Raw genomic sequence first — 19900 nt, 5'->3', positions numbered from 1 at the left:
CCGCCACAGCATGCTCTCGAAACGGCCTCGTGAACGTCACCCGGGCGTAACCGAAGCGGGCTCGCCCATGAGGCGAGCCGCGGGGGAAACGTGTCCGAAATCGCACTGGAAGCGCGCCATCTGTACAAGGTGTTCGGGAGGAATCCGAACCAGGCCGTCCGCCGGCTGAAGGCCGGTGAGAGCCGCACCGCCGTCGCCGACGCGGGAACCGCCGCCGTCATCGACGCCGGCTTCACCGTCAACCGCGGCGAGATCTTCGTGATCATGGGGCTGTCCGGCTCCGGCAAGTCCACGATCATCCGCATGCTGAACGGACTGCACGAGGCGACAGACGGATCCGTCCTCGTCGCCGGAGACCCGATCACCGGCGTGCCCGCGTCGCGGCTGCGGGAGATCCGCCGCGACCGCATCTCGATGGTGTTCCAGCACTTCGCGCTGCTGCCGCACCGCACCGTCGCCGCGAACGTCGCGTACCCGCTGGAGCTCAAGGGCGTCGGGAAGACACAGCGACTCGCGAAGGCCGAGGAGATCCTCGCCCTCGTCGGCCTCGCCGGTCAGGGCGACAAGCTCCCGTCCGAGCTGTCCGGCGGCATGCAGCAGCGCGTGGGCATCGCCCGGGCGCTCGCTGCGGACACCGACATCCTGCTGATGGACGAGGCGTTCAGCGCCCTCGACCCGCTGATCCGCCGCGAGATGCAGGAGCAGCTGCTCGAGCTGCAGGAGAAGCTGCAGAAGACCATCGTGTTCATCACGCACGACCTCAACGAGGCCATGTTCCTCGGCGACCGCATCGCCGTGATGCGCGACGGCCGCATCGTGCAGATCGGCACCCCCGAGGACATCCTCACGGACCCCGCGAACGACTACGTCGAGCAGTTCGTGCAGGACGTCGACCGCGCCCGCGTGCTCACCGCCGCGAACGTCATGGAGCGCCCGCGCCCGGTGGTCGCCGACACCGCCGGCCCGCGCACGGCACTGCGCCAGATGCGCGACGCGTACATGTCGGCGACCTACGTCGTCGGCCGCGACCGCAAGCTGGTCGGCATCGTCACAGACCGGGATGCCGTCAAGCTCGTGCGCAAGGGCGAGACGACGCTCGCCTCGATCCTCAAGCCCGTGCCGCTGGCGGTGGATGAGAACGAGGTCCTGATGAACCTGTTCATCCCGGCCGTCGAGTCGCCGGTGCCCCTGGCGGTGACGGATGCCGAGGGCCGACTCGTCGGCGTCATCCCCCGTGTCACGCTGCTCGCCGCGCTCGGCCCTGGCCCGGGTGCCACCGGCGAGCTCACGCTGCCGCTGCAGCCGATGCCGCAGGCCGAGATCGACGCCGTGCTCGACGACGGGTGGACCGCCGAGCCGCCGGTCGGCACCGGCGTTCCCGGGGAGGTGGCCCGATGAGCTTCCAGCTCCCCCTCGGAACCTGGGTCGCGACCGCCGTCGACTGGATCAAGGACAACCTCGCCGGCGCGCTCGACGTGATCTCGTTCGCGGTGACCTTCCTCGTCGACGGCCTCACGTTCCTGCTCCTGCTGCCCTACTTCTTCGTCGTGATCGCCGTCGCCGCGCTCATCGCGTGGTTCGTGCGCTCCTGGCAGCTCGCGATCGGCACGGTGGTGTCGTTCGGCCTGATCGTCGCGATGGGGCTCTGGGTCCCCGCGATGCAGACGCTCGCCCTCGTGCTCGTCGCGGCGCTCGTCGCCGTGCTCATCGCGATCCCGCTCGGCATCTGGTCGGCCCGCAACGCCACGGTGCGCGCCGTGCTGAAGCCGGTGCTCGACTTCATGCAGACGATGCCCGCGTTCGTCTACCTGATCCCCGCGATCGTGTTCTTCAGCATCGGCGTGGTCCCGGGGCTCGTCGCCACGGTGATCTTCGCGCTGCCCCCTGGCGTGCGCCTCACCGAGCTCGGCATCCGCGGCGTCGACTCCGAGATCGTCGAGGCCGGGCAGGCCTTCGGTGCGAAGCCGGGACAGATCCTGCGCGGCATCCAGCTCCCGCTCGCGATGCCGACGATCCTCGCCGGCGTCAACCAGGTCATCATGCTCGCCCTGTCGATGGCGGTCATCGCCGGCATGGCCGGCGCCGACGGCCTCGGGAAGATGGTCGTCGAGGCCATCTCCACCGTGAACATCGCCAAGGGCGTCGAGGCCGGACTCGGCGTCGTGCTCATCGCGGTGTTCCTCGACCGGGTGACCGCCGCACTCGGCACGCTGGGCCGCAATCCGGCGTCCCTGCTCGGGATGCTCGCCCGCCGCCGCGCCGCGCGGCGCGCCGCCGCAGCGGCATCCGCCCCGGTGATCGACACCCCGGTCGCCAAGGCCGAGGAGAAGGAGCTGCAGAATGCGTAAGTCCAGGATCCTCACGATCGCGGCCGCGGGCGTCGCGGCATCCCTCTCCCTCGCCGGCTGCGCGACGGACGGCGCCGGCGGCACCACCGGGCTCACCGGCGGCGGCTCCGTCGGGGGCGGTGACAAGGGCACCATCACCCTCGGCTTCCTGCCGAGCTGGACCGACGGGCTGAGCACCGCGTACCTCCTGCAGGACCAGCTGGAGAAGCTCGGGTACGACGTCGAGATGAAGACGCTGACCGAGGCCGGGCCGCTGTACACCGGCCTCGCCCAGGGCGACGTCGACGTGTTCCCGTCGGCCTGGCCGGAGATCACCCACGCCGAGTACATGGACACCTACGGCGAGGACATCGAGGATCTCGGCACCTACTACGACGACGCGAAGCTCACCATCGCGGTGCCGGAGTACTCCGACATCGACTCGATCGAGGACCTCGCCGGCGCCGGCGCCCGGTTCGACGGACGGATCATCGGCATCGAGCCGGGTGCCGGGCTCACCTCCCAGACGCAGAAGATGCTCCCCGCCTACGGGCTGGAGGGCGAGTACCAGCCGGTCACCTCGTCGACCGCCGCGATGCTCACCGAGCTGAAGGCGGCGACCGAGAAGCAGGAGGACATCGTCGTCACGCTGTGGCGGCCGTTCTGGGCCAACGAGGCCTTCGCGGTGAAGGATCTCGAGGACCCGAAGGGCGCCATGGGCGAGTCGGAGGGCCTGCACTTCCTCGGCACGGCCGGGTTCGCGGACGAGTTCCCGGATGCCGCCGCGCTGATCGAGCAGATCGTGCTGGACGACGAGCAGTACGGCTCGCTCGAGGACCTCGTCGTCAACGAGTACGGCGAGGGCCGGGAGGCGGATGCCGTCGACGCGTGGCTCGAGGAGCACGGCGACGAGTTCGACTGGGTGGTCGGCTGACGGCATCTGCGTCCACGCTCGACCACGGTCGTTGAGCGAAGCGAGACGAAACGCCCGTCGTGACACGGTTCCGGGATCACGGGGCGTTTCGTCTCGGTCGCTGCGCTCCCTCGCTCGACGACCGGTGAAGGCTCAGCCCCGGCTGCGCGCCTCGTCGAGGTAGGAGTACGCCGTGACCCGTGAGATCCCGAGCCGCTTCGCGATCGCCTCGACCGATTTGCGCATCTGCGTCGCGCCGCGCTGGTCGAGACGCTCGAGCACGGCGATCTTGTCGTCGCGGGACATGTTCTCGACCGGGCGGCCGATCTCGCGGATGGCGTCGCTGATCATCGAGTCCATCACCGAGACGAGGTCGGAGCCGAAGTGCTCGCGGGGCGCGTTCTCGGTCGTCGTCGGGGCGGGCAGCAGCGCCTCGAGGGTGCTGCGCACCTGCTGCAGCGGGCTGAGGTCGACGTTGATGCACAGCGAGGCGATGACGTCGCCGGCGGCGTTGTGGAAGTAGACCGACGAGCAGCGCAGCTCGCGGCCGTCGCTCGTGTAGGCCGTGTAGCCGAACGCGTCGTGGTTCTTCTGGCGGTTCCTCATCACATCGAGGCCGAGCGACGTGGACGGGCCGCCCACGGCGCGGCCGGTGACGTGGCCGTTCTCGATCGCCATGATCGTGTGCCCCAGGTCGACGTCGGCGCCGTCGAGGTTGTGCAGCACGACCTCCACCGTGGGCCCGGCCGCGGTGGCCATCGCGCGCAATACGGGGCGGTAGAGCCGGAGCACCTCCTCTGCGCTCTCGTAGGTGTCGCGAGCGATCTCCTCGGCGAGAGCTGCGGCGGCTTCCTCGGTCGCGGTGGGCGTCATCGACCCGACCTCCTCCTTGAACAAAAAATTCAGAACGTAGACAGACTGTTCAATTCGCTGCTATCTTAGCTCCACCGGGACGATCCGTACAGGTCACCGGCCCGAAACCGACCCGAACATCACCCAGCAAGGAGGCTCGGATGAGCACTGTCGCCGCATCCCGGGGTCTGACTCCCAAGCAGCGCAAGACCGTCGCCGGTGGCGCGATCGGCACCCTGATCGAGTACTACGACTACTACCTGTACGGTCTGGCCGCGGCCGCCGTCTTCCCCGCCGTGTTCTTCTCCTCGAACGACCCGGTGATCGCCCAGCTCTCCTCGTTCGCGACCTTCGCGGTGGGCTTCTTCCTCCGCCCGGTCGGCGGCATCATCTGGGGCATCATCGGCGACCGCGTCGGCCGCAAGGTCGTGCTGCTGAGCACCGTGATCGGCATGGGCATCGCGACCACCGGCATCGGCCTCATCCCCTCCGATCAGACGATCGGCATCGCCGCTCCGCTGCTGCTGCTCGTCTGCCGTCTTGCCCAGGGCTTCTTCGTCGGCGGCGAGATGGGCGGAGCCGCGACCATGGTCGTCGAGGCCGCACCCACCGGTAAGAAGGGCCTGTACGGCGCCTTCCTCATCAGCGGCGCCGGCATCGCCAACGTCGTCTCCGGCGGCCTGATGGCCGGGCTCGGCCTCACGCCGGGCTCGTGGTTCATCGAGTGGGGCTGGCGCATCCCGTTCGTACTGTCCATCGTGCTCGCGATCGTGGCCGTGATCCTGCGACGCCACCTCGAGGAGTCCGAGGAGTTCACCGAGACGCAGACCCTGCAGCTCGCCGTCGCCGGCAAGAAGGCCAACCCGCTCGTCGAGGCGTTCCGCCACCCGAAGAACACGATCCTCGGCATCCTCATCGGCCTGCCGCAGTCGATCGCCGGCTACGTCGTGCTCACCTACGGCCTCGCGTTCATGGTGGCGGACAAGAACCTGCCGGCCTGGATGGGCTTCGCGGGCACCATGCTCGTCGGCCTGCTGCAGATCTTCGTCGCCCCGCTGTGGGGTGCCATCTCCGACCGCATCGGACGCCGCACGGTCTACATCATCGGATGCCTCGGCTTCGCCGCCATGGTCTTCCCCGCCTTCATGCTCTTCAGCACCGGCAACATGTGGCTGATCTGGCTCGGTCAGATCCTCGGCTTCGTGGTGTTCGGCGTGGCGATGCAGGCGACGCTCGCGACGATGCTCGCCGAGATGTTCGACCCCGAGGCGCGCACGACCGGCGTCAACATCGGCTACCAGATCTCGAACACCCTCGGCGGCGGCCTCGCCCCGCTGATCTGCACCGCGCTGGTCGCGGCGGCAGGCGGGTCGTTCTGGCCGGTCGTCGTCTACGCCGCCGTCATCGCCGTGGTCGGCGTGATCGCCACCCTCAAGGCGTCGATCATCCCCGACGTCGAGGGCGCAGGACGCCTGCACGAGCTGGCTGCGACCGCCGCGGTCAAGACCGGCGCCTGAGAAGCCAGGGGGCGCTCGCCGAGCGCCCCCTTCCCCGGGGCGGATGCCGTCGCGCTCCGCCCCGGGGGATCCATCCCGACAGTCCGCCTCCGACAACGAGGAGCAGGCATGACCCGCATCGTCCTCCGCGGCGGCTCCGTGGTGACCGCGTCCGGCCCCGCACTCGCCGACGTGGCGATCGAGGAGGGGCGCATCACAGAGGTCGGCCGTGCCGACCCCCGGCCGGCCGACGAGGTCGTCGACGCCTCCGGCAGGCTCATCCTCCCCGGCTTCATCGACGCGCATTCCCACGCCGACGGCCTGCTGGCGGATGCCGAGATCAGCACCGCGCTGCTCCGCCAGGGCGTCACCACCGTGATCGCCGGGCAGGACGGCGTCTCCTATGCACCCGGAGACGGGGCCTACGCCTCCGAGTACTTCGCCGCCATCAACGGCCCGCACCCCTCGTACCGCGGCGGCGGCGTGGCCGCATTCCTCGCCGCGGCGGACGGCACCTCGCCGCTCAACGCGGCCTACGTCGTGCCCGCAGGGACGGTGCGCTTCGAGGTGCGAGGCCGTGACGACGGACCCGCCTCCGCCGACGAGCGGCAGCGGATGGCGGACCTGGTCGCGCAGGGGATGGCCGGCGGCGCCGTCGGCCTCTCGACCGGGCTCGACTACGTGCCCGGGATCTTCCAGGACGCCGAGGAGATCGCGGCCCTCTGCGCCCCGGTCGCTCGCGCCGGTGGCGTCTACGTCACGCACATGCGCGGCGGCTACGAGGCCAACACGGCCGCCGGTATCGCGGAGATCGCCGACATCTCCCGCCGGGCGGCCGCCGAGGCCGGCGCGCCGCTCCCGGTGCACGTCTCGCACTTCCACGCCGACGCCGACATCGTGCTCGAGCAGCTCGACGCTTTGGAGGATGCCGGCGTCGACGCGACCTTCGACGCCTACCCGTACGTCCGCGGCTGCACCCTGCTCGGCATGCCGCTGCTGCCGCCCGAGGTGTCGATGCTCCCCGCGCGGGAGGCGGTCGCCTTGCTCGCCGACCCGGCGCACCGGGAGTCCCTGCGCGAGATCGGCGTGGCCAGGGCCACCCAGAGCGCGAGCCTCGGCCCGGACTGGCCCGACATGATCACGCTCGCCCACCTCGCCGCTCCCGAGCTGGCCTGGGCGCACGGGCTCACACTGCGCGCCGCCGCCGAGCGCGCCGGCACCACGCCGATCGACTTCGCCCTCGACGCGCTCGCCGCCTCGCGGCTCGAGTGCAGCGCCGTCATGGCGGTGCGCAGCCCCCGCGCCGACGCCGAGCTGGCCCGCATCTTCCGGCATCCGGCTCACATCGGCGGATCCGACGGCATCTTCGTGGGCGCGCATCCGCATCCCCGCGCTGCCGGCACCTTCGCCCGCTACCTGCGGGTGTTCGTGCGGGAGCTCGGAGCCTGGTCATGGGCGGATGCCGTGCACCACCTCTCCGCGCTGCCCGCACGCCGATTCGGACTGGGGCGGCGGGGCGTCGTCGAAGCCGGCGCGATCGCCGACCTCGTGCTCGTCGACCCTGACGCCGTCGCCGACACCGCGACCTACGAGAGCCCGCGCGGCCACGCCACCGGCATCGACGACGTCTTCGTGGCCGGCATCCGCGTGCTCGCGGGCGGGGAGCCGACCGGCGCCCTGCCCGGCCGCGGGCTGCGCCGCACCGCCGCCGCATCCTGACCGAGGACCGCCCGGACCACCCGGGGCTCACCACAGACCTGATGTCAACAGAAGGGAAAGAGAACATGCCGAAGACCGGCTTCTACGCCGAGGGCGCACCCACCCCCGCCGGCCCGTACAGCCACGGGGTCGTCGCGAACGGATTCCTGTACACGGCCGGGTTCGGCCCGCAGGATGCCGCCAACGATCACGCCATCGCGGACAACGTCGGGGACCAGACCCGTCAGGTGCTGCGCAACATCCAGAAGGTGCTCGCCGTGCACGGCCTCACGACGGACGACGTCGTGAAGTCGACGGTGCACCTGCAGGACCTCGCGGACTTCGAGGAGTTCAACGAGGCGTACAAGGAGTTCTTCTCCGAGCCGTACCCGGTGCGCACCACCGTGGGCTCGCAGCTCGCGAACATCCTCGTCGAGATCGACGTCGTCGCCGCGCTGCCGCAGGACTGATCCCGCACGCAACCCCCTGACCCGTCCACGGTCCCGGGCGTAGCCTGTGGTCCGTGGACGGGTTCGCGGCGGTCGACTTCGGATTCGCCCGCGAGGTCCTGCAGCGGGGCATCGCGGCGCTCTATCTCGTCGCGTTCGTCTCCACGCTGAACCAGTTCCGGCCCCTGCTCGGCGAGCACGGCCTGCTCCCGGCGCCCGCGCTGCTCGACTGGGTCTCCCGCCGCGACACCAGGAAGCGGATGCTGAATCCGACGCTGTTCCGTCGCATCCGCTACACCGATCGACGCCTCGTCGCCCTGTGCTGGGCGGGCATCGTCGTCTCCGGTCTGCTCGTCGCCGGCATCCCGCAGCTCGGCCCGCCGTGGCTGCCGATGATCGCGTTCCTGCTGCTGTGGGGCGGGTACATGTCGGTCGTCAGCATCGGTCAGACGTTCTACTCGTTCGGCTGGGAGATGCTGCTCATCGAATGCGGCCTGCTCGCCGCGTTCCTCGGCTCGAGGGAGCAGCCGCCGCCCACCGTCGTGATCGTGCTGTTCTGGTGGCTGCTGTTCCGGCTGGAGTTCGGCGCCGGAATGATCAAGATCCGCGGCGGGCGGGAGTGGCGCGATCTCACCGCGCTGACCTACCACCACGAGACGCAACCGATGCCGGGACCGCTGAGCCGGCAGGCCCATCTGCTGCCGCGCTGGTTCCACAAGGGCGAGGTGCTCGGCAACCACTTCGCCCAGCTCGTCGTGCCCTTCTTCCTGTTCGCGCCCATCCTGTCCGTCTGGACGGACGGGCCGGTGCCGCAGATCGTCGGTGCGGTGGCGGCGGGAATCGTCATCGCGACCCAGTTCTGGCTCGTGCTCACCGGCAACTTCGCCTGGCTGAACTGGGCCACGATCGTGATCGCCTTCTCCGCGATCGGGCTCCCGGGTGCTCCGGTCGTTGAGCGAGCGCAGCGAGACGAAACGCCCGGGGCGATCGACGGCATCCCGCTGTACTGGTTCGTGATCACCTGCGCCCTCGGCATCCTGTACCTCGTGCTCAGCTGGCCGGCCCTGCGCAATCTGTTCGCGCGGCGGCAGCTCATGAACGCGAGCTTCAACCGCTGGCAGATCGCGAACGCCTACGGCGCCTTCGGAACGGTGACGAAGCAGCGGGTCGAGATCGTCGTCGAGGGGTCCGCGGATGAGGAGGGCTTCCACTGGCGGGAGTACGAGTTCAAGGGCAAGCCGGGTGACGTCCGCCGAACTCCGCGGCAGTTCGCGCCGTATCACCTGCGGCTGGACTGGCTGATGTGGTTCCTGCCGCTCGGCCGGTCGCTCGACGACTGGTTCACGGCGTTCCTGGTGCGGCTGCTGGAGGCGGATGCTCCCACCCTCGCCCTGCTCCGCGTCGACCCGTTCGACGGTGAGCGCCCGCGATGGGTGCGAGCGGTGACGTACCGCTACCGGTTCGCGACGCGTGCCGAGCACCGCGCCGACAGGGTGCGCTGGGTGCGCACCGGTCGTCGGGTGATCCTCGGCCCGTTCGGGCTGAGGTAGCGCCGCGTGGCGGCAGCCGGCCTCCGTGCGCCGGCGCCGCAGCTAGTCCGGATCGATGCCGTGCAGCCGGCGGACGATCTCCTCGGCCTGCGCGCGGTCGCCGCGGAGTATCGCTCCGGCGAGGGCTTCGAAGTCCGCTTCCGCGGCGGCGGCGAGCTCGGGCGGGACGAGGTACCCGCCGAGGTTCCTCTCGAATGCGTATTCCAGATCGCGCATATGCGTGTGATGCATCGGGTTGCCGGAGTGCTCGGAGAGGTAGGAGAAGAGGCGCCGGCGTGCGGTCGAGGCTTCCGCCGGCGAGCGGACGTACCGGCCGGCATCCCTGGCGAGCTGCGCGGCTTCGGCGCGTTCGTCGGGGCTGAGCAGGGGAAGTCCGGCGTGCACCGCGAACCCGGCCTGATAGCCCGCATAGGTCAGCGACTCCCGCACGGTTCGCGCGGTCACCGATGTCACCGCCGTCCGCCGGTTGGCGTAAATCTCGATGAAGCCGATGCTCTCGAGGCGCCTGAACGCCTCACGGACCGGGGTCCGCGATACGCCGTACTGTCGTGCGATGCGCTCGTCATTGAGTCTTCTCTGCGGCGGGATGTCTCCGCGGACGATCGCCTGCGCCAGCGCGCGGAAGACTGTCTCGCTCAGGGGCTCCGCCGGGCCGCGCGGTGCTTCGAATCTCTCTGGGCTCATGGGCCTCCTCCTCTCCTCAGAGGACCATGGAGGGGCCGTTTCATGATGCGGAGGCACCGATATCTTGGGATGCCAGTTCGGATCGGCGGCACAGCTGGGAGAACGCTCCCCAGGTGTCCTATAAAGGACGGTGCCCCGGACCGGCGTTCCTGGGGCTGGGGTCCTGGGGTTGGCCAGCAGACCTCGCGACGCCCCCGTCACGGGGTTCAGGGAGGGGCCGGCTCGTCGCCGGCTCCTCCCTCGATCGATCACGCTCAGGGTCTCCGCTCGGGAGGAGTCCTCACGTTCGGGCTGAGGATTCCGGCGCGGGGCTCCTCCCGAGCGTGCGTTCTCCTCCCGGACGCGCGGGGAGCGCGGCGAGCGCGGAAGGCGCGGGGACGCGAACCGGATGCCGGCCATGACCCGGCTCCCGAGCGCGGCGAAACGCCCCGGCCGGGGGTGAGACCCCGGTCGGAGCGTTCCGTCTCGCTCGGCGCGATCAACTGATCCTCTTGCGGTACGAGACCATCGCCAGCACGTAGGCGACGACGAGGATGCCGACGCACCAGGCGAGTGCCACCCAGATGTCGCTCCCCGCCGGCTGCCCGGCGAACAGGGCCTGGATCGTGTTCACGATCGAGGTGACCGGCTGGTTCTCGGCGAACCACCGCACCGGACCCGGCATCGTGTCGGTCGGCACGAAGGCCGAGCTGATGAACGGCAGGAAGATGAGCGGATACGAGAAGGCGCTCGCGCCGTCCACGGTCTTCGCGCTGAGCCCGGCGATGATCGCGAGCCAGGTGAGGGCCAGCGTGAACAGCAGCAGGATGCCGATCACTCCGAGCCATGCCGCGACGCTCGCCCCGGTGCGGAACCCCATCAGGAACCCGACGGCGAAGATGATCGCCAGGGTGATGATGTTCGCCACGAGGGACGTGATCACGTGCGCCCACAACACGCTCGACCTGGCGATCGGCATGGAGTGGAACCGCTCGAAGATCCCCGACTGCATGTCGGTGAAGAGCCGGAACGCCGTGTAGGCGATGCCCGACGCGATCGCGATCAGCAGGATGCCGGGAAGCAGGTAGTTCACGTAGTTCTCACTGCCGGTGCTCTGCTTGAGCGCCCCGCCGAAGACGTACACGAACAGCAGCATCAGGGCGATCGGGGTGACCGCGGTGGTGATGATGGTGTCTGCGCTGCGGAAGATGTGCCGCATGGAGCGGCCGGTGAGAGTCGCCGTGTCGGCGACGAAGTGCGTGCTCATGCTGCGTTCTCCCTTTCGGCTGCGGGGCCCGAAGACGGGCCGATGAGGGTGAGGAAGATCTCCTCGAGGGTGGGCTGCTTCTCGACGTACTCGACCTTCGCCGCCGGGAGCAGCTGCTTGAGGTCGGCGAGCGTGCCGTTCGCGATGATGCGGCCCTGGTGCAGGATCGCGATGCGATCGGCGAGCTGCTCGGCCTCGTCGAGGTACTGCGTGGTGAGCAGCACGGTGGTGCCGGTGTTCGCGAGCTCCTTGACGACCTCCCACACCTCGATGCGGGCCTCGGGGTCCAGGCCCGTCGTCGGCTCGTCGAGGTAGATGACCTCGGGACGGCCGACCAGGCTCATCGCGATGTCGAGCCGGCGTCGCATGCCGCCCGAGTACGTGCCGGCCTTCCGGCCGCCGGCATCCGTCAGCCGGAACTTCGCCAGCAGTTCGTCGGCGACCTGCCCTGGCTGCGGGAGGTGCCGCAGCTTCGCCACCAGCACGAGGTTCTCGCGTCCGGTGAGCACCTCGTCGACGGCGGCGAACTGCCCGGTGAGGCTGATCGACTTCCGCACCGTGAGCGGCTCGGCCGCGACGTCGTGCCCCTGCACGGATGCCGTGCCGGCATCCGCCTTCAGCAGGGTGGAGAGGATGCGGACCATGGTGGTCTTGCCGGCGCCGTTCGAGCCGAGGAGAGCGAAGATCGACCCCTTCTCGACCTCGAAGTCGACGCCGCGCAGGACCTGGAGATCCTTGTAGGACTTCTGGATGCCCTGCACCCTGATGGCGGTGGTGGTCATGATCGGCTCTCCTTCTTCTTCGCGTCGTCGACGGCCTTGATGAGGCGCGCCCGCTCCTTGTCGATCCACTGGGTGCCGCCGTACGCCTGGGCGTACGTCTCGGCGAACTCGACCGCATCGTCGCCGACGATGTCGCCGACCGGGGTGCCGTCGACGGCGGCGCGCTCCCAGAGGTCGGCGAGGTCGAGGAACATCTGCACGAGCGTGTCGCCGTCGGTGATCCCGCCGTAGTACATCGAGTACCGGTGCTGGGCGTTCGCGACCGAGCGGTAGGGCTCGGGGAGGGCGTCGAGGCGTGCCTTCGCCTGCTTGTACTGCTTCTTCTGCTCGAGCGATCCGGTGAGCGCTTCGATCCACTTCGCGGCCATGTCAGTTCTCCTTGTTGTTCGTCTTGTTCAGCTGTTCGATCTGCCTGGCGAGGAAGCTCCAGCTCTTCCAGAACTCCTCGAGCTCCTGCGATCCCTGCGCGTTGAGGGAGTACACCTTGCGCGGCGGTCCCTTCTCGCTCGGCACCTTCTCGACGTCGACGAGGCTCTTCTGCTCGATGCGCACGAGGAGTGCGTAGATCGTGCCCTCGGCGATGTCGGTGAACCCGTGCTCGCGCAGCCGTGCGGTGATCTCGTATCCGTAGGCCGGCTGCTCGGCGAGGAGGGCCAGGACGATGCCCTCCAGGGTGCCCTTGAGCATCTCGGTCATCTGCTTGCCCATCGGGTCCTCCTTTCGTTGTGTCTGTGTCGGTGGTGGTACTCAGTGTTGCTGGGTACCGGTACAAAGTAACACTGAGTACCGGTACTTAGCAACACCGAATAGCAAACTTTCTCGAAGGTCGTCGCGCTGCTGTTTCCTGCAGCCGCTGCGGAGAAAGACGCGGCGCGTGCCGAATTCAGTAGTGCGACGGGAGAGGGGCGTGCCAGGAATACCCAGGTGGGGTATCCTGGCGACATGGACGGTCGGCGGACGGCGGGCAGGATGCCGCTGCTGATCGCGCTCGCCGTGGCACTCATGCTCGGGCTTCTCGGGATGCACGTGCTCGGCGGACACGAATCCGCACACGCGTCGTCCGGCGCCGGCGGGCACGCGGATGCTCTCGCCGCGCCCGCCGCGCACGCCCACCCCGACGGTGTCGTACCGCCCCCGCATCAGCCGGCCGGAGCGCCCGCTTCCGACGCCGACGCGCACGCGGATGCCGCCGTCGTGCCTGCTTCGTACGCGGCAGAGCACGGGTCCGCCGCTGCGCCCGCGGATGCCGTGGCGCCGGCGACCTGCGCCGGCTGCGCCGACCTGCCCGCGCTGAAGGCGGCCTGCGTGCTCGCCCTGCTCGGCGGCATCCTGCTCCTGGTCCTGCCGGCGGGGTGGCGGATGCCGTCGCCGCCCTTGCTGCCGCTGACGCGGGTGCGCGCCGATGTCGTGCGACCGCGCGCGCCCTCCCTTCACATCCTCTGCATCAGCCGCACCTGAGTCGAGCGCGCTCCGCTCACCCGACTCACACGACTGAAGGAAGACAGAGATGAAGAAACCGATCGTGACCGCACTCGTCCTGGCGGGCGCAATCGCCCTCACCGGATGCTCGTCCGCCACGCCGACCGACCACCCGTCGATGCCCGGCATGGACCACTCGGCGAGCGACGCCCCGGCATCCGGAGCGAACGAGGCCGACGCGATGTTCGCGGCGATGATGATCGTGCACCACCAGCAGGCCGTCGACATGTCCGACCTGGTGCTCGGCAAGGAGGGCATCGACCCGCGCGTCGTCGACCTGGCCGAGAGGATCAAGGCCGCGCAGGCGCCGGAGATCGACAAGATGCAGGGCTGGCTCGACGACTGGGGCGTGGACGCCCCCGAGGGCGGCATGCATCGCGGCGACGGCATGATGACCGAGGACGACCTGGCCGCCCTGGAGGCGGCATCCGGCGCCGAGGCCTCGAGGCTGTTCCTGGAGCAGATGATCGTGCACCATGAGGGCGCGATCACGATGGCCGAGACCGAGATCGCCGACGGGAAGCACCCGGATGCCGTCGCCCTGGCTGAGGACATCGTCGCGGCGCAGGGCGAGGAGATCGCCGAGATGAAGGAGATCCTCGCGACGCTGTAGCCGACGTCACCGTTCACAACTCCTCAGAATCGCGGGTGAAACGCGGGGCTGAGGGGCGGGAACAGCGGTTCCGAGGCTCGTTCTGAGGAGTTGTGAACGGCCCGGCTCAGCCGACGGCGACCCGCACCGGGGCGCCCGCGGCGAGCGAGGCGCAGGCGGCATCGACGAGGGACACGGCCGCGATGCCGTCCTGCGGGCTCACGCGCACCGGCGTGCCGGCGGCCAGCGCGGAGGCGAAGTCGGCGAGCTGGGCGAGATACGGGTCCGATGGCGGGGAGACCGGAGCCGCAGTGTCCACCCGCAGCACTCCGTGCGTGCCGGCGATCTCGGCGGTGGACCGGAACGACGTGCCCGGCGCGAGCCATTCGGCGACGATCCTGCTCACGGCCCCGCTCGCGTGCGTGAGCACGACCTCCGCCGTCTGCGGCGGGGCGCCGCTCCCGGCCTGCGCGGCCGACACCTCCACCACGGGGCCGGCGAACCACAGCGCCTGATCGAGATCGTGGATCATCAGGTCGCGGATGACTCCGCCACCGGCATCCGCATCGAAGAACCACGCCGGTTCCGGAGCGGCGACCGTGCGCCGGAACCGCAGTTCGACGAGGTCGCCGATCGCCCCGGCATCCGCCTGCTCCTTCGCCCGTGCATAGTCCGCGAAGTACCGCACGACATGGGCGGGGAACAGACGGATGCCGGCGGCAGCGGCCGCGTCGGCCATGCGCTGCGCCTCGGCGGCATCCAGCGCCAGCGGCTTCTCGCAGACGACGTGCCTGCCGCGGGCGATCGCCGCGAGGGCGATGCCGGCGTGGGTGGGCGTGGGGCTGAGGATGTCGACGACGTCGACGCGGTCGAGCAGTTCGGCGAGGTCGTCGATCACCGCGAGGCCGTGCGTCGCGGCGAGCTCTGCCGCCCCGCCGCGACGGAGCAGCAGCACCTCCGCACCGATCGCCAGCCATCCGCTGATGTGCGGCGGGGCGATGCCGCCCGCTCCGACGATGCCGACGCGCAGCAGATCGCGATGCTCCATCGCACGAGCCTACGGCCCGCCGGTCACAGCCAGCGCTTGTACTTGAACACCCCGTACAGCCCCATGGCGAACGCGGCCATCGCGCCGATCGCGAGCGGGTAGCCATAGGTCCACTGCAGCTCCGGCATCACGTCGAAGTTCATGCCGTAGACCGTCCCGACAAGCGTCGGCGCGAAGATGATCGCCGCCCAGGAGGAGATCTTCTTGATCTCGTCGTTCTGCGCGAGGCTCGCCTCGGACTGCCGGCGTGCGACCAGAGCGGACTGCACGGTGAGTGCGTTCTCCAGGATCGCGCGGAACGAGTCCACGCGCTCGACGATGCGGATGGTGTGGTCGAGCACGTCGCGCAGCGACCGCTGCAGCTCCTCGTCGATGCGGTACTTGTCGGAGCCGCGGCGCAGCCACTCCAGCATCCCGGCGAGCGGATGGACGGCGCGCTGGAATCCGATGACCTCGCGGGACAGCTGGTAGATGCGCCGGGAGAGGGCGTCGTCGTCGCTGTCGCCGAACAGCTGGTCCTCGATCTCGTCGATGTCGTTCTCGAGTCCGGCCACGATCGGCTCGTACTCGTCGACGACCTCGTCGAGGATCGCGTAGAGCACCGCCTCCGGCCCCATGGCGAGGAGGTCGGGGTTCGCCTCCATGCGCCGGCGGACCGCGGCGAGGTTCGGCGACTCCGCGTGCCGGATCGTCACCACGAAGTCGGGGCCGACGAACAGGTGCAGCTCGCCGAACTCGATCGACTCCTGCTCGTCGCGGTAGCGGGCGGGGCGCAGCACGGCGAAGAGAGTGTCGCCGTAGCGCTCGACCTTGGATCGCTGGTGGCCGGAGAGCGCGTCCTCCACGGCCAGCGGATGCAGGTCGAACTCGCGCGCGACCGAGTGCACCTCCTGCGGGCTCGGCCGGTACAGGCCGATCCACGCGATGCCGCCGATCGCGCCGAGGGTGCGCGACGTGTCGTCGAGGTTCAGAAGGGTCTCCACGCGACGTCCGTGGACGTACACGCCGTTGTCGATGAGCGCCATGATGCGGCTCCGTTCTCGCGGGCGCACGCCGGCTTCGGCCGGGTGCGCGGATTCGTCGTCAGGATGCGGAGGACGCCGCCGACGGCTGCGAGCAGGGACGTGCGGACGCGGAGCGGATGCTCAACGCGAGAGCGCGGTCGAACGCGACGCAGCGGGGGCGGCGTCGTGACTATCACCGGACATCGCCATCACCGCCTTTCGAGTTCGCGGGTCACTCGACCCGACGGGCCAGCATACTCCGCTGTCCTGGCGGACGCACCCAGGTTCGCGCCTCGGCTGCGCGACGGATGCAGGCCGGGGGCTCAGGCCTCGGATGCCGGGGAGGAGGGCAGCTCGCGGGCGACCTTCTTCTCCAGCACCTCGACCGCCTCGTCGGAGAGCAGGATCAGGCCCTCGAGCTCGTCGCGCACCCTCTTGTACGCGACGTTGCGCTCGGCCTGCGTCGCGGACTCGTCGACGGCGACCTTGAGCAGCTGCTGGGCGCGCTCGAGGCGCTTGCGCTCGGCCTCGGTGAACGTCGAATCGCGCAGCCGGCGCGCGTCCTTCTCGGCGACCTCGAAGGCGACGGCGTACGCGCCGACCGCGTCGAGATACTCCGACACCTGCTGGTCGGAGACCTTCGCGTCGGCGGACGCCGGGCGCAGAGCATCCGCCGTCTTCTTCGCCCGCAGGAAGGCGGCGACGAGCGGCTGGCGGCCGTCGCTCATGGCGGGGAACGCGATGAGCTTGGCGACGTCGAGCTCGTAGTCCAGCCAGCGCGCGGTGATCTCGTCGTGCTCGGCGAAAAGCCGCTCGAGCAGTTGGCTGGGGGCGACGGATGCCGTCGTGTCGACGACCGCAGGTCCCTGCTTCGCCTGCCGGGTGAGGGCGCGCGCCTCGATCTCGGCGGTCTTCAGCTGCGCCTTCATCCTCAGCGTCTCGAGGCGGCGCTCATGGCGTCGGCGTGAGCCACGTTCCCAGGCCTTCGCCGCGCCGCCGGCGACTCCCATGAGCGGGAAGATGATCCACCACGGCACGGTGCCGAGCCAGGTGAAGAAAGGTTCCATGATGCCCACAGCCTACTTCGCGCTCCCGCTCCGCGGGGCGGTCGTTCAGGCCTCCAGCATCCGTTCGATGCGCTCGGCCAGCGCGTCCGGCGCCGCGTCCACCGCCACCGTCACTCCGGGCTCGTCGTGCGCGAGCGGCTCGAGCGCGTCGAACTGCGACTGCAGCAGCGCCGGCGGCATGAAGTGACCCTCCCGCGACTGCGCCTGCGCGGCCACCCGTTCCGCGTCGGCGTCGAGATGCACGAACACCGTGGCGGGGGCGAGCCGGTGCAGGCGCTCCCGGTAGCGCCGCTTCAGAGCCGAGCACGCGACGACCACGCCGTCGCCGGCGCGCAGCGCCGCGCCGACGCGGTCGAGCCAGGGCCAGCGGTCGGCGTCGTCGAGCGGGATTCCGGCGCTCATCTTCGCGATGTTCGCGGCGCCGTGCAGGTCGTCGGCGTCCACGAACACGACGCCGCGGCGGCGGGCGAGTTCCGTGCCGACCGTCGTCTTGCCGACGCCCGACACCCCCATCACCACGATGGGGCGTGCGGCGCCGCTCACCAGTCGTGCACCGTTCCGTCGGCCAGCCGGTTGTACGGCAGGTACGCCTGCTCGTACGGGTACTTCCCGGCCTCGTCGACGTCGAGCTCGACGCCCAGACCGGGGGCGTCGCCGGGGTGCAGCAGCCCGCCCTGCCAGGTGAAGCTCTGCCGGAACACCTGATCGGTCTTCGCGCCGTGGCGCATGTACTCCTGGATGCCGAAGTTGTGGATCGACAGCCCGAGGTGCATCGCGGCCGCCATGCCGACGGGGGAGATGTCGGTCGGGCCGTGCATGCCCGACTTGATCTGGTACATCGCGGCGTAGTCGAGCGTCTTCTTCAGGGCGCTGATGCCGCCCATGTGCGTGACCGCGCCGCGGACGTAGTCGATGAGCTGGTCGCGGATGATGTCCTTGAAGTCCCAGACGGTGTTGAAGATCTCGCCGATCGCCAGCGGCGTCGTGGTGTGCCGGCGCACCAGGCGCAGCGCCTCCTGGTTCTCCGCCGGCGTGCAGTCCTCCAGCCAGAACAGGTCGTACGGCTCGAGGTCCTTGCCCAGACGCGCCGCCTGGATCGGCGTCATCCGGTGGTGGCCGTCGTGCAGCAGAGGGAGGCCGGGTCCGAACTCGTTCCGCACCGCCTCGAACACTCCGGGCAGGTGGTTGAGGTAGGCGCGGGTGTCCCAGTCCTCCTCCACGGGACGCGCCCCGCGGCGCGCGGGCTCGTGGTCGTAGCGGGCCTCGCCGCCCCCGGTGAACGACGACTGCGAGGCGATGCCGTAGATGGCCTTGAGACCCGGTACCCCGGTCTGGATCCGGATCGCTCGGTACCCCTGCTCGAGGTGCTCGCGGACGGAGTCGAACAGCTGCGGCAGGTCGACCCCGGAAGCGTGGCCGTAGGCGAGCAGCCCGGTGCGGGAGGCGCCGCCGAGCAGCTGGTACACGGGCATGCCGGCCTTCTTGCCCTTGATGTCCCACAGGGCCATGTCGACGGCGGCGATCGCGGCCATCGTCACCGGACCGCGACGCCAGTAGGCGCTGCGGTAGAGGAACTGCCAGGTGTCCTCGATGCGGTCCTCGTCGGCGCCGATCAGCAGCGGAACGACGTGCTCGCTGAGGTAGGCGACGACGGCGAGCTCCCGGCCGTTCAGGGTGGCGTCGCCGAGCCCGGTGACGCCGTCGGCGGTCGTCAGCTTGAGGGTGACGAAGTTGCGGTCGGGGCTGGTGACGATCACCTCGGCCTTGTCGATGGGCATCGGTACTCCTCGAGCTGGGGCGCGGCGGCGGTGCACGCGCAATTTGTATGGCACTGATCATGAAATCACTGCCATACAAGTTTCGTCAAGCTATCGTGACGGTATGCCCGAGACCGAGACCGAGACCGAGACCGAGCCCGCCACCCGCCCGTCGGCGCGCGCTCTGGCCTACGGCCGCATCCGCGACGACATCATCGGCGGACGGTTCTCCCCCGGCGCGCTGCTCTCGGAGAACGAGCTCGCCGCCGCCCTCGGCCTCAGTCGCCAGCCCGTGCGCGAGGCGCTGCTGCTCATCGCGCAGGAGGGGCTCGTCGAGGTCCGTCCGCAGAGCGGCACCTACGTCACGCGCATCGACCCCGACCGCGTCCGCGAGGCGCAGTTCATCCGCGAGGCCATCGAGCTCACCTCCCTCGCCGCCTGCGAGACACCCACCGAGGAGGAGGAGCGGATGCTGCGCGCACTCATCGCGCGCCAGCGGACGGCATCCGACCGCGACGAGTTCTACCCCCTCGACGAGGATTTCCACCGCGCCCTGCTCGGCCTCGCCGGGCATTCGAACGCGTGGGCCGCCGTGAGCGCCGCCAAGGGGCACCTCGACCGCGCCCGCTACGTCGGCATGAGCGCCACCCGCGGCGTGCAGGACTACGTCGACGACCACGAGCGAGTGGTCGACGCGCTCGCAGCCGGAGACGCGGATGCCGCCATCGCCGCGCTCCGCGAGCACCTGCGGTTCGTGTTCGCCGATCTCGAGGCGGTGCGGGCGGAGCATCCGGAGCTCTTCGACGGAGCCCAGCCCGCGCGCACCGGGCGCCCGGGGCGGCGCTGACGCGCAACTCTCGGTCGTTGAGCGAGTGGCGCGAGGCGAAGCGGAGTCAGACGCGCGGCCGCCCGGCGGTCAGCCTCTGATCCGCAGCGGCCGCCGAACGAGAGAGCGG

General features: G+C 70.0%; 21 protein-coding genes. 10 read left to right on the top strand and 11 right to left on the bottom strand.

Going from position 1 to position 19900, the window contains the following annotated elements; translation table 11 throughout:
• Positions 1-90 precede the first annotated feature (90 nt).
• From G6G98_RS13010 to G6G98_RS13000, 3 genes are read left to right on the top strand one after another with little or no spacing between them, the layout of a single operon-like run.
• A complete protein-coding gene (locus G6G98_RS13010) occupies positions 91-1398 on the top strand; it encodes a quaternary amine ABC transporter ATP-binding protein (RefSeq protein ID WP_067356729.1) in 1308 nt (435 codons plus the stop codon).
• Positions 1395-2348, top strand: coding sequence for an ABC transporter permease (locus G6G98_RS13005; RefSeq protein WP_164234051.1), 954 nt, complete (start codon positions 1395-1397; stop codon positions 2346-2348). The genes G6G98_RS13010 and G6G98_RS13005 overlap by 4 nt, the downstream gene beginning before the upstream one ends.
• A complete protein-coding gene (locus G6G98_RS13000; RefSeq protein ID WP_164234052.1) occupies positions 2341-3261 on the top strand; it encodes a glycine betaine ABC transporter substrate-binding protein in 921 nt (306 codons plus the stop codon). The genes G6G98_RS13005 and G6G98_RS13000 overlap by 8 nt, the downstream gene beginning before the upstream one ends.
• Positions 3262-3393: 132 nt before the next feature.
• Here G6G98_RS13000 and G6G98_RS12995 read toward each other — a convergent pair whose 3' ends face one another.
• Entirely contained in the window at positions 3394-4113 is a 720-nt protein-coding gene (locus G6G98_RS12995; RefSeq protein ID WP_084788448.1) for a helix-turn-helix transcriptional regulator, read from the bottom strand.
• Positions 4114-4253: 140 nt separating this feature from the next.
• On the opposite strand from G6G98_RS12995, the gene G6G98_RS12990 reads away from it, so the two are divergent.
• The 4 genes from G6G98_RS12990 to G6G98_RS12975 all read left to right on the top strand — a co-directional run bounded on the left by G6G98_RS12990 (position 4254) and on the right by G6G98_RS12975 (position 9285).
• A complete protein-coding gene (locus G6G98_RS12990) occupies positions 4254-5609 on the top strand; it encodes an MFS transporter (protein ID WP_067356721.1) in 1356 nt (451 codons plus the stop codon).
• 108 nt (positions 5610-5717) lie between these two features.
• Positions 5718-7307, top strand: a complete 1590-nt coding sequence (locus G6G98_RS12985) for an N-acyl-D-amino-acid deacylase family protein (RefSeq protein ID WP_164234053.1) — start codon at positions 5718-5720, stop codon at positions 7305-7307.
• A 65-nt stretch (positions 7308-7372) separates the two neighbouring features.
• Positions 7373-7756, top strand: a complete 384-nt coding sequence (locus tag G6G98_RS12980; RefSeq protein WP_067356715.1) for a RidA family protein — start codon at positions 7373-7375, stop codon at positions 7754-7756.
• A 53-nt stretch (positions 7757-7809) separates the two neighbouring features.
• Positions 7810-9285 carry a lipase maturation factor family protein gene (locus G6G98_RS12975; protein ID WP_164234054.1) on the top strand — a complete coding sequence of 492 codons (1476 nt, stop codon included), beginning with the start codon at positions 7810-7812 and terminating at the stop codon, positions 9283-9285.
• Between the two features lie 42 nt (positions 9286-9327).
• Here the strand turns inward: G6G98_RS12975 and G6G98_RS12970 are convergent, their stop codons facing one another.
• From G6G98_RS12970 to G6G98_RS12950, 5 genes are all read right to left on the bottom strand, one after another.
• Positions 9328-9969 carry a GntR family transcriptional regulator gene (locus G6G98_RS12970; protein WP_164234055.1) on the bottom strand — a complete coding sequence of 214 codons (642 nt, stop codon included), beginning with the start codon at positions 9967-9969 and terminating at the stop codon, positions 9328-9330.
• 478 nt (positions 9970-10447) lie between these two features.
• Positions 10448-11215 carry an ABC transporter permease gene (locus G6G98_RS12965; RefSeq protein ID WP_164234056.1) on the bottom strand — a complete coding sequence of 256 codons (768 nt, stop codon included), beginning with the start codon at positions 11213-11215 and terminating at the stop codon, positions 10448-10450.
• Positions 11212-11997: an ABC transporter ATP-binding protein gene (locus tag G6G98_RS12960; protein ID WP_164234057.1), complete on the bottom strand. Its 786-nt coding sequence runs from the start codon at positions 11995-11997 to the stop codon at positions 11212-11214. Before G6G98_RS12960 ends, G6G98_RS12965 begins: the two co-directional genes overlap by 4 nt.
• Complete coding sequence (locus tag G6G98_RS12955) at positions 11994-12365, bottom strand: DUF1048 domain-containing protein (protein ID WP_067356701.1); 372 nt, start codon at positions 12363-12365, stop codon at positions 11994-11996. Before G6G98_RS12955 ends, G6G98_RS12960 begins: the two co-directional genes overlap by 4 nt.
• Before the next feature lies 1 nt (position 12366).
• Positions 12367-12705, bottom strand: coding sequence for a PadR family transcriptional regulator (locus G6G98_RS12950; RefSeq protein ID WP_164234058.1), 339 nt, complete (start codon positions 12703-12705; stop codon positions 12367-12369).
• Between the two features lie 234 nt (positions 12706-12939).
• Here G6G98_RS12950 and G6G98_RS12945 point away from each other — a divergent pair, with 234 nt between their 5' ends.
• Positions 12940-13455 (top strand): hypothetical protein, encoded by a 516-nt coding sequence (locus G6G98_RS12945; RefSeq protein ID WP_164234059.1) that lies wholly within the window; start codon positions 12940-12942, stop codon positions 13453-13455.
• 64 nt (positions 13456-13519) lie between these two features.
• Positions 13520-14089, top strand: a complete 570-nt coding sequence (locus tag G6G98_RS12940) for a DUF305 domain-containing protein (RefSeq protein WP_347877968.1) — start codon at positions 13520-13522, stop codon at positions 14087-14089.
• A 106-nt stretch (positions 14090-14195) separates the two neighbouring features.
• Here the strand turns inward: G6G98_RS12940 and G6G98_RS12935 are convergent, their stop codons facing one another.
• The 5 genes from G6G98_RS12935 to manD all read right to left on the bottom strand — a co-directional run bounded on the left by G6G98_RS12935 (position 14196) and on the right by manD (position 18965).
• The gene (locus G6G98_RS12935) at positions 14196-15116 is read right to left on the bottom strand and encodes a Gfo/Idh/MocA family protein (protein ID WP_164234061.1); all 921 of its coding nucleotides are present in this window, start codon (positions 15114-15116) and stop codon (positions 14196-14198) included.
• Positions 15117-15139: 23 nt separating this feature from the next.
• Positions 15140-16141: a magnesium/cobalt transporter CorA gene (gene corA, locus G6G98_RS12930; RefSeq protein ID WP_164234062.1), complete on the bottom strand. Its 1002-nt coding sequence runs from the start codon at positions 16139-16141 to the stop codon at positions 15140-15142.
• A gap of 302 nt (positions 16142-16443) precedes the next feature.
• On the bottom strand, positions 16444-17187 hold the full coding sequence (locus G6G98_RS12925) for a hypothetical protein (RefSeq protein WP_164234063.1): 744 nt from the start codon (positions 17185-17187) through the stop codon (positions 16444-16446).
• Between the two features lie 45 nt (positions 17188-17232).
• Positions 17233-17730: a gluconokinase gene (locus tag G6G98_RS12920; RefSeq protein ID WP_243842125.1), complete on the bottom strand. Its 498-nt coding sequence runs from the start codon at positions 17728-17730 to the stop codon at positions 17233-17235.
• On the bottom strand, positions 17727-18965 hold the full coding sequence (gene manD / locus G6G98_RS12915) for a D-mannonate dehydratase ManD (protein ID WP_164234064.1): 1239 nt from the start codon (positions 18963-18965) through the stop codon (positions 17727-17729). The genes G6G98_RS12920 and manD overlap by 4 nt, the downstream gene beginning before the upstream one ends.
• 103 nt (positions 18966-19068) lie before the next feature.
• Between manD and G6G98_RS12910 the strand changes: the two genes are divergently transcribed.
• Complete coding sequence (locus tag G6G98_RS12910) at positions 19069-19791, top strand: GntR family transcriptional regulator (RefSeq protein ID WP_164234065.1); 723 nt, start codon at positions 19069-19071, stop codon at positions 19789-19791.
• Positions 19792-19900: the final 109 nt, after the last annotated feature.

This window comes from Microbacterium hydrocarbonoxydans (assembly GCF_011752045.1).
Lineage (GTDB): Bacteria > Actinomycetota > Actinomycetes > Actinomycetales > Microbacteriaceae > Microbacterium.
Note: the sequence above shows the minus strand (reverse complement) of the source record. Positions and strands in the feature narration are given on the sequence as shown.

Bases quoted from the DNA above. Each gene is read 5' to 3' on its own strand.
- G6G98_RS12955 (WP_067356701.1), bottom strand. From the start codon at position 12,365: ATGGCCGCGAAGTGGATCGAAGCGCTCACCGGATCGCTCGAGCAGAAG.
- G6G98_RS12965 (WP_164234056.1), bottom strand. From the start codon at position 11,215: ATGAGCACGCACTTCGTCGCCGACACGGCGACTCTCACCGGCCGCTCC.
- G6G98_RS12970 (WP_164234055.1), bottom strand. From the start codon at position 9,969: ATGAGCCCAGAGAGATTCGAAGCACCGCGCGGCCCGGCGGAGCCCCTG.
- G6G98_RS12980 (WP_067356715.1), top strand. From the start codon at position 7,373: ATGCCGAAGACCGGCTTCTACGCCGAGGGCGCACCCACCCCCGCCGGC.
- G6G98_RS12910 (WP_164234065.1), top strand. From the start codon at position 19,069: ATGCCCGAGACCGAGACCGAGACCGAGACCGAGCCCGCCACCCGCCCG.
- G6G98_RS12950 (WP_164234058.1), bottom strand. From the start codon at position 12,705: ATGGGCAAGCAGATGACCGAGATGCTCAAGGGCACCCTGGAGGGCATC.
- G6G98_RS12925 (WP_164234063.1), bottom strand. From the start codon at position 17,187: ATGGAACCTTTCTTCACCTGGCTCGGCACCGTGCCGTGGTGGATCATC.
- G6G98_RS13005 (WP_164234051.1), top strand. From the start codon at position 1,395: ATGAGCTTCCAGCTCCCCCTCGGAACCTGGGTCGCGACCGCCGTCGAC.
- manD (WP_164234064.1), bottom strand. From the start codon at position 18,965: ATGCCCATCGACAAGGCCGAGGTGATCGTCACCAGCCCCGACCGCAAC.
- corA (WP_164234062.1), bottom strand. From the start codon at position 16,141: ATGGCGCTCATCGACAACGGCGTGTACGTCCACGGACGTCGCGTGGAG.
- G6G98_RS12935 (WP_164234061.1), bottom strand. From the start codon at position 15,116: ATGGAGCATCGCGATCTGCTGCGCGTCGGCATCGTCGGAGCGGGCGGC.
- G6G98_RS12945 (WP_164234059.1), top strand. From the start codon at position 12,940: ATGGACGGTCGGCGGACGGCGGGCAGGATGCCGCTGCTGATCGCGCTC.
- G6G98_RS12995 (WP_084788448.1), bottom strand. From the start codon at position 4,113: ATGACGCCCACCGCGACCGAGGAAGCCGCCGCAGCTCTCGCCGAGGAG.
- G6G98_RS12990 (WP_067356721.1), top strand. From the start codon at position 4,254: ATGAGCACTGTCGCCGCATCCCGGGGTCTGACTCCCAAGCAGCGCAAG.
- G6G98_RS13000 (WP_164234052.1), top strand. From the start codon at position 2,341: ATGCGTAAGTCCAGGATCCTCACGATCGCGGCCGCGGGCGTCGCGGCA.
- G6G98_RS12960 (WP_164234057.1), bottom strand. From the start codon at position 11,997: ATGACCACCACCGCCATCAGGGTGCAGGGCATCCAGAAGTCCTACAAG.
- G6G98_RS12985 (WP_164234053.1), top strand. From the start codon at position 5,718: ATGACCCGCATCGTCCTCCGCGGCGGCTCCGTGGTGACCGCGTCCGGC.